13 protein-coding genes are annotated in these 11,886 nt (G+C 37.5%); all 13 read left to right on the top strand.

The window, feature by feature from the left end:
• Positions 1-206: 206 nt before the first annotated feature.
• The 13 genes from spoIVA (at position 207) to V7137_RS00210 (ending at position 11,861) form a co-directional block, all read left to right on the top strand.
• Positions 207-1,685: a stage IV sporulation protein A gene (gene spoIVA, locus V7137_RS00270; protein ID WP_218349084.1), complete on the top strand. Its 1,479-nt coding sequence runs from the start codon at positions 207-209 to the stop codon at positions 1,683-1,685.
• 546 nt (positions 1,686-2,231) lie between these two features.
• Positions 2,232-2,504, top strand: a complete 273-nt coding sequence (locus tag V7137_RS00265) for an HU family DNA-binding protein (protein ID WP_026563932.1) — start codon at positions 2,232-2,234, stop codon at positions 2,502-2,504.
• A gap of 152 nt (positions 2,505-2,656) precedes the next feature.
• Positions 2,657-3,223 (top strand): GTP cyclohydrolase I FolE, encoded by a 567-nt coding sequence (folE, locus tag V7137_RS00260; protein ID WP_218349081.1) that lies wholly within the window; start codon positions 2,657-2,659, stop codon positions 3,221-3,223.
• Positions 3,224-3,255: 32 nt separating this feature from the next.
• Complete coding sequence (gene mtrB / locus V7137_RS00255; protein ID WP_218349080.1) at positions 3,256-3,492, top strand: trp RNA-binding attenuation protein MtrB; 237 nt, start codon at positions 3,256-3,258, stop codon at positions 3,490-3,492.
• 204 nt (positions 3,493-3,696) lie between these two features.
• On the top strand, positions 3,697-4,518 hold the full coding sequence (locus V7137_RS00250) for a heptaprenyl diphosphate synthase component 1 (RefSeq protein ID WP_308128823.1): 822 nt from the start codon (positions 3,697-3,699) through the stop codon (positions 4,516-4,518).
• Between the two features lie 7 nt (positions 4,519-4,525).
• Positions 4,526-5,230, top strand: coding sequence for a demethylmenaquinone methyltransferase (locus V7137_RS00245; protein ID WP_335455454.1), 705 nt, complete (start codon positions 4,526-4,528; stop codon positions 5,228-5,230).
• 43 nt (positions 5,231-5,273) lie between these two features.
• Positions 5,274-6,236 carry a heptaprenyl diphosphate synthase component II gene (gene hepT / locus V7137_RS00240; RefSeq protein ID WP_335455451.1) on the top strand — a complete coding sequence of 321 codons (963 nt, stop codon included), beginning with the start codon at positions 5,274-5,276 and terminating at the stop codon, positions 6,234-6,236.
• Between the two features lie 99 nt (positions 6,237-6,335).
• On the top strand, positions 6,336-6,782 hold the full coding sequence (ndk, locus tag V7137_RS00235) for a nucleoside-diphosphate kinase (RefSeq protein ID WP_026563926.1): 447 nt from the start codon (positions 6,336-6,338) through the stop codon (positions 6,780-6,782).
• 161 nt (positions 6,783-6,943) lie between these two features.
• Entirely contained in the window at positions 6,944-8,116 is a 1,173-nt protein-coding gene (gene aroC, locus V7137_RS00230) for a chorismate synthase (protein WP_335455514.1), read from the top strand.
• Positions 8,116-9,186, top strand: coding sequence for a 3-dehydroquinate synthase (gene aroB, locus V7137_RS00225; protein ID WP_335455448.1), 1,071 nt, complete (start codon positions 8,116-8,118; stop codon positions 9,184-9,186). The genes aroC and aroB overlap by 1 nt, the downstream gene beginning before the upstream one ends.
• A 14-nt stretch (positions 9,187-9,200) precedes the next feature.
• A complete protein-coding gene (gene aroH, locus V7137_RS00220) occupies positions 9,201-9,575 on the top strand; it encodes a chorismate mutase (protein ID WP_335455446.1) in 375 nt (124 codons plus the stop codon).
• Positions 9,576-9,629: 54 nt separating this feature from the next.
• Positions 9,630-10,718 carry a histidinol-phosphate transaminase gene (gene hisC / locus V7137_RS00215; RefSeq protein WP_335455444.1) on the top strand — a complete coding sequence of 363 codons (1,089 nt, stop codon included), beginning with the start codon at positions 9,630-9,632 and terminating at the stop codon, positions 10,716-10,718.
• Between the two features lie 36 nt (positions 10,719-10,754).
• Positions 10,755-11,861 carry a prephenate dehydrogenase gene (locus tag V7137_RS00210; RefSeq protein ID WP_335455441.1) on the top strand — a complete coding sequence of 369 codons (1,107 nt, stop codon included), beginning with the start codon at positions 10,755-10,757 and terminating at the stop codon, positions 11,859-11,861.
• The last annotated feature ends 25 nt before the right edge of the window (positions 11,862-11,886 follow it).

Here is an 11,886-nt window from a genome sequence, read left to right as displayed (position 1 = left end):
AAAGAAAACATATATTGAAACCCTCCACTATCTCAAATGTTCAGACACTATAGATACAAGAGAACCTAGTAAATTTTTTATAAGGGGGTAAAAAATTTTTAGAAAAGTGTCATAACATTATAGGACAACGTCATAAACATATATTGTCCAAAAATACCTAAATGGATGTTTAATCCCACTTTACTCTATGATCGGGAGGGGATCACTTGGAAAAGGTTGATATTTTTAAAGATATTGCCGAGAGAACTGGCGGTGATATTTACTTAGGAGTAGTAGGAGCAGTACGAACTGGAAAATCTACATTTATTAAAAAATTTATGGAGCTTGTTGTGTTACCGAATATAAACAGTGAAGCTGAGAGGTCACGTGCACTTGATGAGTTACCTCAAAGCGCGGCTGGAAAAACAATTATGACAACTGAACCGAAATTTGTGCCGAATCAAGCGGCCACCGTTCATGTTGATGATGGATTAAATGTTAATATCAGGCTTGTTGATTGTGTCGGCTATACGGTTCCAGGTGCGAAAGGTTATGAGGATGAAAATGGTCCAAGAATGATCACGACCCCTTGGTATGAGGAACCGATTCCTTTCCATGAAGCTGCTGAAATTGGCACAAGGAAAGTTATTCAAGAGCATTCTACCATTGGAGTCGTTGTAACAACCGATGGAACGATTGGTGAGATTCCAAGAAGTAACTATATTGAAGCTGAAGAACGAGTGATAAACGAACTGAAGGAAGTTGGCAAGCCGTTTATCATGGTCGTTAACAGTGCACAGCCATACCATCCAAGCACTGAAACATTAAGATCAAGCTTAGCAGACAAATATGATATCCCTGTAATTGCGATGAGTGTTGAAAGTATGCGTGACAGCGATGTCCTTAATGTCCTTCGTGAAGCACTTTACGAGTTCCCAGTCCTTGAAGTTAACGTGAATCTGCCAAGTTGGGTAATGGTCCTAAGAGAAAACCACTGGCTTCGAGAAAGCTATCAAGAGGCTGTCAAGGATACAGTAAAAGATATCAAGAGATTAAGAGATGTGGATAGAGTGGTCCAACACTTTAGTGAGTTTGAATTCATTGAAAGAGCAGGATTAGCAGGAATCGAAATGGGCTCAGGGGTAGCTGAAATCGATTTATATGCACCGGATGAATTATATGATGATATTTTAAAAGAAATCGTCGGAGTCGAAATCCGCGGGAAAGATCATCTGCTCGAATTAATGCAAGATTTTGCTCATGCTAAAGCAGAATATGACCACATTGCCGATGCGTTAAAAATGGTGAAACAAACGGGTTACGGTATTGCTTCGCCAACTCTTTCCGATATGAGTCTTGAAGAACCGGAAATTATTCGTCAAGGTGCAAGATTTGGTGTCAGGCTGCGGGCTGTAGCGCCATCCATTCATATGATTAAAGTGGATGTTGAATCAGAATTTGCACCGATCATTGGTACTGAAAAGCAAAGTGAAGAACTTGTAAGATATCTAATGCAGGATTTCGAAGATGATCCATTATCGATCTGGAATTCAGATATCTTTGGCCGTAGTCTAAGCTCCATCGTTCGAGAAGGCATCCAAGCAAAGCTTTCCTTAATGCCGGAAAATGCAAGATATAAATTAAAAGAGACATTAGAGAGAATTATAAACGAGGGATCAGGCGGCTTAATTGCCATCATCCTTTAGGCTATGGACTCCCAATCGGAGTCCTTTTTTTTGTTGAAGGCTGTGTTAGAGGTTATAGTTGATATTGTATCTATATTGATTGGAGCGGAGGGCGCGAGACTCCTGGAGTACGGGACTGGAAAGACCCCGCAGGCGCTAAAGCGCCTGGAGCGCAAATCAACATGCAAAATTAACACAGCCCTTGTGAAAAAGGGGGCTTGATATGGAGGGAAACTCCCAGTATTTTATAATATCTACCAAAATAGGTCGAAATAAGTAGAAATTTGTTGAATCAAAGAAAAGATTACCATAATTTCATGAATTCTTCTTGATATGCTGTATTGATTATGATAATCTTTTAACTGAATTACGTTATAGTGTGCGAACCCTTATCCCATCAGGGTTTTTCCTAAAAAAAGTAGATTTGAATTACTAATTTAATCATTTTAGATTATTTGGTAATAAAACTGCGCTATGACGTATAGAAATTAGAAAAATTGTTTAGAAATGTAGATAAGTAATCTTATTTACGAATCTTGATAATTTCTTTGGGAGGAGGTGAAAGGCATGAACAAGACAGAACTTATTAATGCAGTTGCTGAAGCTAGCGAACTTTCTAAAAAGGACGCAACTAAAGCAGTTGATGCTGTTTTTGATGCGATTTTAGATGCTTTAAAAAATGGTGATAAAGTACAATTAATCGGTTTTGGAAACTTTGAAGTACGTGAGCGTGCAGCACGTAAAGGTCGTAACCCTCAAACAGGTGAGGAAATCGATATCGCTGCTAGCAAAGTTCCAGCATTCAAACCAGGTAAAGCGCTTAAAGACGCAGTAAAATAATTACATAAATTTATTGCTATAGGCGAATGCTTAAGCAAAAAGGTCATGGTAAAGTCCATGGCCTTTTTTCTATATTTTTGCTTGAGCTTTAATGAATGTGCTAATATGTATTTGTCATATATACTTGACTGATCATTAGGAGGAATTTTTATATGTCACAAGTGAATCGTGCCCAAATTGAAGAAGCGGTACGTTTAATATTAGAAGCAATCGGTGAAGACCCAAATCGTGAAGGTCTTCATGATACACCAAAACGAGTGGCAAAAATGTATGAAGAAGTTTTTAGCGGCTTAAACGAGGACCCAAAGAAGCATTTTGAAACAATCTTTAGTGAAGATCATGAAGAGTTGGTATTGGTAAAAGATATCCCATTTTATTCCATGTGTGAACATCATCTTGTACCTTTCTTTGGAAAAGCACACGTAGCATACATTCCTAAAAATGGACGTGTGACTGGATTAAGTAAATTAGCAAGGGCAGTGGAAGCCGTCGCAAAGCGGCCTCAGCTCCAAGAACGGATCACTTCCACGATTGCCGACAGTATGATGGAAAAACTAGATCCACACGGGGTCATGGTAGTGGTTGAAGCAGAGCATATGTGTATGACCATGCGCGGTGTTAAAAAGCCCGGTTCAAAAACTGTAACCACTGCAGTCCGCGGTATTCTCTCGGATGATGCTATTGCACGGTCGGAAGTGCTTTCTTTAATTAAGTATTAGTCCAATTTTCAAACAGTATTTGAGGTGATTAAATGGAGAAACGATATAATCAAAATAGTGAGTATGTAGTGATTAAGGCAATCGATGATGGAGTAAATGTGATCGGCTTAACCAGGGGATCTGATACTAAGTTTCATCATTCAGAGAAACTGGATAAAGGAGAAGTCCTAATTGCTCAATTTACTGAGCATACTTCAGCAATTAAAATCAGGGGAAATGCGAAAATATTAACACACCTCGGTGAAATTGAAAGTGAAATAAAAAAATAATTCTAATCACACTGTTTTCATCTTATTTCATAGCAGCTAAAATGATTATTTTGTGAATTTCTGCCTAAAGAAAACCTTTTATGGTATAATGGTGTCTGCCTTGTTTTTAGAAAATGATTAGGATTTTCTTTATTAATTGGCATGAATTTTACTATTCAAATAGGAAATAAGAATACATAAAGACATTACTTAGGGGAAGCAAGGGTGATTTTTTTGCTGGACATTCGACAAAAATTTACAAATATTCGAGAGCAAGTTGAAAAAAGAGTTTGTGACACATACTTGCTTAAATATATTGAAATTCCAATTATTGATGAAGATAAACTTCTTATCTTAATCTCCATTATGGAACGACTCGAATTGTCATACAGCGATATGCAGAATTATGCCTTATCCACAATGTTAATCCAAATCGCCCTTGATACCCATGAACATATATCAGATGCATCAGTTGATGAAAAAAATCGTCAATTAACTGTCCTTGCTGGTGATTACTTTAGCGGCCTATACTATAAGCTTTTGGCAGAATCAGAAGATATATTGATGATCAAGGCACTTTCAAAAGGGATTAAAGAAGTTAATGAAAATAAAATTTCTGTTTATCAAAATGAATTAGTGTCAATAGATGAATTAATGACCAGTATAAAGCGGATAGAAAGTTCCTTACTAGGAAATCTTTCAGAATATTTTAAAGTGGATCTTTGGAATGATTTTCTTGAGAATTTGCTTCTGTTTAAACGGTTATTAAATGAAAAGACTCAATTTATTAAAACGGAAAGCTCAGTTTTGTTTGAAGCGTTGAAATCAATTGTTTATCCAATTAATAACTTTAAATTGAATGAATTATCAAGTGAGCAAAAAAGTCACTTGTTTCAATATTGTGACCTGTATCTTGAAAAAACAAAAAAAGTGATTGAAAAAGGATTAGCACAACTTCCGTATTTAAATGAACTACTAGAAAAGAGAATAATGTCGCTCTTAAACCAGTACCAGCCAAATGCAAAAACTTTTGTGGAAGAAGGGTAATATAAACATGCAGGATTCGAAAGAACAGCGGGTTCACAATGTGTTTGAAAAGATTTCCGATAACTACGATAAAATGAATTCTGTTATCAGTTTTCAACAACACATCAAGTGGCGGAAAGACACAATGAAAAGGATGAATGTACAGCCGGGTTCACGAGCTCTTGATGTTTGCTGCGGTACTGCGGATTGGACAATAGCATTAGCGGAGGCTGTGGGTCCAAACGGTGGCGTTATTGGTCTGGATTTTAGCCAAAACATGCTCAATGTGGGGATTGAAAAGGTTAAGGACCTGGGGTTAAATCAGGTAAAATTAGTACATGGGAATGCAATGGAACTCCCTTTTCCAGATAATAGTTTTGACTATGTAACCATTGGCTTTGGTTTAAGAAATGTCCCTGATTACCTGACCGTATTAAAAGAAATGCACCGTGTGGTAAAACCTGGCGGAATTGCTGTCTGTTTGGAGACATCACAACCTACTTTAATTGGATATAAACAGCTTTATTATTTTTATTTCCGTTTTATCATGCCGATGTTTGGTAAATTGCTTGCAAAAAGTTATCGGGAATATGCTTGGCTGCATGAGTCCGCACGTGATTTTCCAGGGATGAGGGAGCTTGCTAAAATGTTTGAACTGGCCGGCTTCAAAGATGTGAAATATAAACCTTATAGCGGCGGCGCTGCAGCTGTTCATATTGGTAAAAAAAATTAATTTATTGAACTTGAAGACAGGATGAAAAGCTGGGTGAATACAAATGAAATTAAAAATGATGTATTCATTTTTGAATTCGGATATTAATTTGATTGAAAAAAAGTTGGAAGAGACCATTGAGGCAGAATCTCTTCTACTTAAACAAGCTTCTATGCATACATTACAAGCCGGAGGAAAAAGAATTCGTCCTGTTTTTGTTTTGCTTGCTGGTAAATTTGGTAATTATGATATACATGTGATGAAGAATGTTGCTGTTGCACTTGAATTAATTCATATGGCATCACTTGTCCATGATGATGTGATTGACGATGCAGATCTGCGTCGTGGACAACCAACCGTGAAGTCTAAATGGGATAACAAAATAGCCATGTATACCGGTGACTTTGTTTTTGCTCTAGCAATAGAATTGATGACTAACATTGAAAATCCAATTGCTCATAAAATCTTAGCCAATACAATCGTTGAAGTTTCACTAGGCGAAATTCAACAAATAAAAGATAAGTATCGTTTTAATCAAAATCTTCGCGATTATCTTCGTCGAATTAAGAGAAAAACGGCTTTATTAATTGCCGTCAGCTGTCAATTAGGAGCCATCGCTGCTAATGTAGAGGAATCCGTCCATAAAAAACTCTTCCGTTTTGGGTATTACGTTGGCATGTCTTATCAAATTATTGATGATATTTTGGATTTTACCTCTACTGAGCAGGAACTAGGAAAACCTGCTGGGGGAGACCTTTTGCAGGGAAATATTACTGCCCCTGCCCTTTATGCGATGGAAAAGGATGAAATACGTATAGAGATTGAAAAGGTTCATGAATCAATGGATCCTTCAGACATTACAAAGATTATCTCCATCATAAAAAACTCAGATGCAATTGAAAAATCAATTGCCCTTAGTGATCTGTACCTCAAAAAAGCCTTAGCAGAACTAGAGGGGTTACCTACAAATAAAGCGAAAAAAACTCTTCGCGATATCGCAAAGTTTATAGGGAAACGAAAATTTTAAACTAACTTGTTAAATTTTCGAAAAAATGATAATATTTTTCATGGATTGTTATCTAAAAAACAATCATTATACATAATAATTTTTTTAGGAGTGGAATTCATGGAAAAAACATTTTTAATGGTAAAACCAGATGGTGTTCAACGTAACCTAATTGGAGAAATCGTATCACGTTTTGAAAGAAAGGGCTTTCAATTGGTTGGAGCTAAATTAATGAGTATTCCAAATGAGCTAGCTGAAGAACACTATGGTGAACATAAAGAGCGCCCATTCTTCGGAGAATTAGTAGACTTTATTACTTCCGGACCGGTTTTTGCAATGGTATGGCAAGGCGAGAATGTAATCGCTACCGCTCGTCAAATGATGGGTTCTACTAATCCGAAGGATGCGGCGCCTGGAACGATTCGCGGTGATTTTGGTTTAACTGTAGGAAAAAATGTAATCCATGGTTCTGATTCACCTGCAAGTGCAGAGCGTGAAATTGGATTATTTTTTAAAGATTCTGGAGTAGTAGAATACAATAAACTAGTAAACGAATGGATTTACTAATCCAATTAGAAGAGGGGCATTTGTATAGTCAATATACGAATGCCTTTTTTTTCTGAATTTTATTCTCTTTTTTCTGATTTCTTATACTATGTTTATTGCGCTGTATATGGTATATTGATACAAAATTCTTTAATGAGTTGAAGGGGGAAAGTGAAATGGGAATGAGATATTTAACTGCAGGAGAATCCCATGGGCCGCAATTAACAACAATTATAGAAGGCCTCCCTGCAGGAATGCCATTATTATTGGAAGATATAAATGAAGAATTATCGCGACGCCAAAAGGGTTATGGTCGTGGAAGAAGAATGCAAATTGAAAAAGATACAGCTCAAATTGTTTCTGGAGTCCGTCACGGATATACTCTTGGCTCTCCCATTGCCTTAGTCGTTGAAAACAATGACTGGAAGCATTGGACGAAGATTATGGGGGCAGAACTATTAGAAGAAGGACAAGAAGATGAAATAAAACGGAAAGTTACTCGTGCCCGTCCAGGTCATGCAGATCTAAATGGAGCAATAAAATATGGGCACCGGGATATGAGAAACGTTCTTGAACGTTCTTCTGCACGTGAAACAACCGTGAGAGTGGCAGCAGGTTCTATTGCCAAAAAGCTATTATCATTAGTAGGTGTTGAATTAGTTTCACATGTGGTTGAAATAGGTGGAATAAAAGCTAATTTCGATAGCTCAATCTCTTTTGCGGAATTAAAGGAGAAGACAGAAAATTCCCCTGTACGATGTGCTGACCCTAATGTAGAGAGCGATATGATGGCTGCCATAGATGAAGCTAAGAAAAATGGGGATTCGATTGGCGGCGTCGTGGAAGTGATTGCTACGGGGATGCCAGCAGGCGTGGGAAGCTACGTTCACTATGATCGTAAATTGGATGGAAAGTTAGCAGCTGCGATTATGAGTATTAATGCCTTCAAAGGTGTAGAAATTGGCATTGGATTTGAAGCTGCACGGAAGCCTGGAAGTGAAGTTCATGATGAAATAGCATGGGACCAAGAAAAAGGTTACTACCGTAAAACAAATCGTCTTGGAGGATTTGAAGGCGGAATGACAACAGGCATGCCTGTTGTGGTTAGAGGTGTGATGAAACCAATCCCAACATTATATAAACCCTTAATGAGTGTTGATATTGACACAAAAGAGCCTTTTGCTGCAAGTGTAGAACGTTCAGATAGTTGTGCTGTGCCTGCTGCAGCAGTAGTTGCAGAAAGTGTTGTTGCATGGGAACTTGCAAATGCATTGGTTGAACAATTTTACAGTGACCGGTTTGAGACTTTTGCAGAGGAAATTAAAAGGCAGCGGGAATTTGCGAGGGAATTTTAATGGAAACCATTCAAATTCATACAGAGTCGAAAAACTATAATGTTTTTGTGGGCGAAGGAGTTAGTAAGGAAATTGGCCCTTTTTTGGCCAATCATTTTGCAGGACTGACCAGAATATTAATTATTACTGATGAAACTGTAGCGAATTTGCATCTGGAAAAATTATTGTTGGAGTTGAATTCATTTAACCCGATAGTTTATACAGCTCCTAGTGGTGAGAAAGCAAAAACGTTCGATGTTTATTATGATGCGCTGTCAACAGCTCTTGAAAACCAACTGGACCGTAAATCTGTTATTCTCTCTTTTGGAGGCGGGGCAGTTGGAGATTTGGCAGGATTTGTTGCCGCATCCTTTATGAGGGGCATTCCGTTTATACAAATCCCAACCACAATTTTGGCTCATGACAGTGCCGTTGGCGGCAAGGTAGCCATTAATCATCCACTGGGGAAAAACATGATTGGGGCCTTCCATCAGCCAGAAGCGGTTTTTTATGATTTAGCATTCCTTACAACACTGCCAGTTCATGAAATTCGTTCTGGTTTTGCTGAGGTTATTAAACATGCACTTATTGATGATGTCGATTTCTATCATTGGCTAAAAGATAATGTCCAAGACCTTCGAACCATACCAAAGGAGATATTATCTGAATCCTTAATAAAAGGTATAAAAGTAAAAGGTAAAATCGTTGGTCAAGATGAAAGAGAAAATGGGATCAGGGCCTACTTGAATTTAGGACACACGCTAGGACATGCCATTGAATCAGAAATGGGTTATGGCAACTTTACCCACGGGGAAGCCGTTATGATTGGAATGATTTTTGCCCTAAAGCTAAGTAAACAATTACTTGGACTTACTTTCGATATAGAAGAGTTTATAGACTGGATTGAGAGACTAGGTTATGAATCGAAAGTTCCAGGGAATCTATCATATGAGAAATTAATCAACAAAATGAAGCAGGATAAAAAGTCAGTTAGGCATGCAATTCGATTTGTACTACTAGAACAATTGGGTCAACCAATTGTAAAGGAATTATCGGATGCAGTTTTACTTGAAGAATTAAACAGTTATTAAAAGGGGGTAGTGTTTTGATTAGAGGGGTGAGAGGTGCAATCACGGTTGATGAGAATTCAGAGAATGTAATTATCTCTGCAACAGAAGAACTTCTTACGAGGTTAATTGATGAAAATCAAATTCAACCAGATCAAGTCGGATCAATTTTCATTTCAACAACCGAAGACGTAAATGCAGCATTTCCTGCTAAGGCTCTTCGTAAGCTCGAAGGGTGGACTTACGTACCTGTTATGTGTATGCAGGAAATTCCTGTTCCCAATTCTTTAAAGATGTGTGTTAGGGTCATGATGCATGTGAATACTAACGAACCACAAGAAGATATTATTCATGTATACTTAAAAGGTGCAACAGTTCTCAGACCTGACCTTGGCAGCAGCCTAGCAAAATAGGTGGAATTTTGTAATGTTCTTTTAGAATAACCTTTTACGAACGGAGTGATAAATATGAGATGGAAAGAGCAGTTATTACAACTGACTCCCTATCAACCAGGGAAATCAATAGAGGCAGTTAAGAGGCAATATAACCTTGATAAAATAGTAAAGTTAGCATCAAATGAAAATCCGTTTGGATGCTCTGCACATGCTCTAGAGGCTCTTCAATCGAATCAAACCAGTTTAGCAATTTACCCAGATGGCTACGCAACTACTTTAAGAGAGACACTCTCTGCATTTTTACAGGTTGATGGAGAGGAATTAATATTTGGTAATGGCTCGGATAATTTAATTCAAATCATTTCAAGAGCACTTCTACATCCTAATTCCAATACTATAATGGCGACACCTTCCTTTTCTCAATACAAGCATAACGCAGTGATTGAAGGGGCAACTTGTATAGAAGTACCTCTTTTAAATGGGGAACATGATTTGGAAGCGATGATGGAGGCTATTGATGATCAGACCAATGTGATTTGGCTGTGCAGCCCTAATAACCCTACAGGTACATATATACCAGAATCTAACTTATTAGCTTTTCTAGAGAAAGTTCCAACAGATATTCTGGTCGTACTTGATGAAGCTTATTATGAATATGTTGTCGCTGAAGATTACTATGATTCCGTTAAATTAGCTAGAAAATATGAAAATTTAATCGTCCTCAGGACTTTCTCAAAAATATATGGACTTGCTGCCTTAAGAATAGGTTATGGGGTTGCTAATCGATCAATCATTAAAGCGCTTGAGCCGGCTAGAGAGCCTTTTAATGTCAATTCACTAGGTCAATTAGCGGCAACTGCTGCAATCATTGATCAAGAATTTATCAACAATTGTAAAGTAAAGAACAGACAAGGACTGGAACAGTTCTATGAATTCTGTAGGAAGTATAACCTAGATTATTATCCATCCCAAACAAATTTTATTTTAATTGATTGTAAAATGGATGGGGACCATGTATTCCAAAATCTATTGGAGAAAGGCTATATCGTTCGTTCCGGAAAAGCTCTTGGTTTCCCAAATGGGGTTAGAATTACCGTAGGTTCCTTTGAACAAAATGAAGGTGTCCTCAATGCATTAGGAGAGTTTTTAACTCAAAAGTAAAACAAGTTTTGGTTTGTTGTTTAGGGGGAGTTATCATTGAAAGGCCGAGTTTTTGTTATTGGCTTAGGATTAATTGGCGGTTCTCTTGCCCTTTGTATAAAAAAGGCACATGAGGACGTAACAATTGTAGGTTTTGATATTAATAGTGAACAAGCAAGACTCGCAAAAATGCTTGGTGTTATTGATGAAATAGCGGAAGATATCTACAGTGGAGCAATTGATGCTAATTTAATTATTATTTCTGCACCTGTAAATGAAACGGAGGAAATTATTCAGTTCCTTTCGGGTCTCCCTCTTCATCCAGAGGTTATCGTGACAGATACAGGAAGTACAAAAAGCAAGATTGTTGGAAGTGCCAAAAGCCTAAAGGATCGAGGGGTCACCTTTATTGGTGGTCATCCAATGGCGGGTTCTCATAAAAGTGGTGTATCTGCTGCAAAAGAAATTCTATTTGAAAATGCGTTTTACCTGTTAACTCCACAGGAACATATAGAAGAATCAAGGGTTGAAATATTAAAATCATGGTTAGTGGGTACGAAGGCCAAGTTTTTAACCATCACACCAGAAAATCACGATTATCTAACTGGGATTGTCAGTCATTTTCCTCATATCATTGCTGCCTCTATTGTTCGTCAAACTGAAAAGTTAGCAAAAGCAGAGAATCTAATTCCTCGACTAGCAGCAGGCGGATTTAGAGATATAACTCGGATTGCCTCAAGCAGTCCTAAGATGTGGAAGGATATCCTCCTGCACAATCGCGAAATATTAATTGATTTGCTCGATCAGTGGCAAGTAGAAATGAGTGGTGTCAAAAAATTGCTTGAAAATGAAAATAGCTCCGCAATATTTGACTATTTTAATCAAGCAAAACAATTCCGTGATGGTCTGCCTCAGAAAGATAAAGGGGCAATTCCGGCATTTTATGATTTGTTTGTAGATGTACCAGACTATCCAGGTGTAATTTCAGAGATCACCGGTTATTTAGCAAAAGAAGAAATTAGTATTACAAATATTCGAATTCTAGAAACACGGGAAGATATTAATGGTGTCTTAGTCATTAGTTTTCAAACAGAAGAGGACCGGCAAAAAGCAGAACGATGTATTGGGACCTATTCTAAATTTGAAACATCAATTGGTTCTTAAAGCAAGTTAACAGAGTCAAAATATA

It is taken from the genome of Neobacillus drentensis, assembly GCF_036962765.1.
Classification (GTDB): domain Bacteria; phylum Bacillota; class Bacilli; order Bacillales; family Cytobacillaceae; genus Neobacillus; species Neobacillus drentensis_C.
The sequence above is the reverse complement of the archived record's forward strand: the minus strand, read 5'-3'. Positions and strand labels throughout refer to the sequence as shown.

Bases quoted from the DNA above. Each gene is read 5' to 3' on its own strand.
- hepT (WP_335455451.1), top strand. From the start codon at position 5,274: ATGAAATTAAAAATGATGTATTCATTTTTGAATTCGGATATTAATTTG.
- aroC (WP_335455514.1), top strand. From the start codon at position 6,944: ATGAGATATTTAACTGCAGGAGAATCCCATGGGCCGCAATTAACAACA.
- ndk (WP_026563926.1), top strand. From the start codon at position 6,336: ATGGAAAAAACATTTTTAATGGTAAAACCAGATGGTGTTCAACGTAAC.
- mtrB (WP_218349080.1), top strand. From the start codon at position 3,256: ATGGAGAAACGATATAATCAAAATAGTGAGTATGTAGTGATTAAGGCA.
- hisC (WP_335455444.1), top strand. From the start codon at position 9,630: ATGAGATGGAAAGAGCAGTTATTACAACTGACTCCCTATCAACCAGGG.
- folE (WP_218349081.1), top strand. From the start codon at position 2,657: ATGTCACAAGTGAATCGTGCCCAAATTGAAGAAGCGGTACGTTTAATA.
- aroB (WP_335455448.1), top strand. From the start codon at position 8,116: ATGGAAACCATTCAAATTCATACAGAGTCGAAAAACTATAATGTTTTT.
- V7137_RS00265 (WP_026563932.1), top strand. From the start codon at position 2,232: ATGAACAAGACAGAACTTATTAATGCAGTTGCTGAAGCTAGCGAACTT.
- V7137_RS00245 (WP_335455454.1), top strand. From the start codon at position 4,526: ATGCAGGATTCGAAAGAACAGCGGGTTCACAATGTGTTTGAAAAGATT.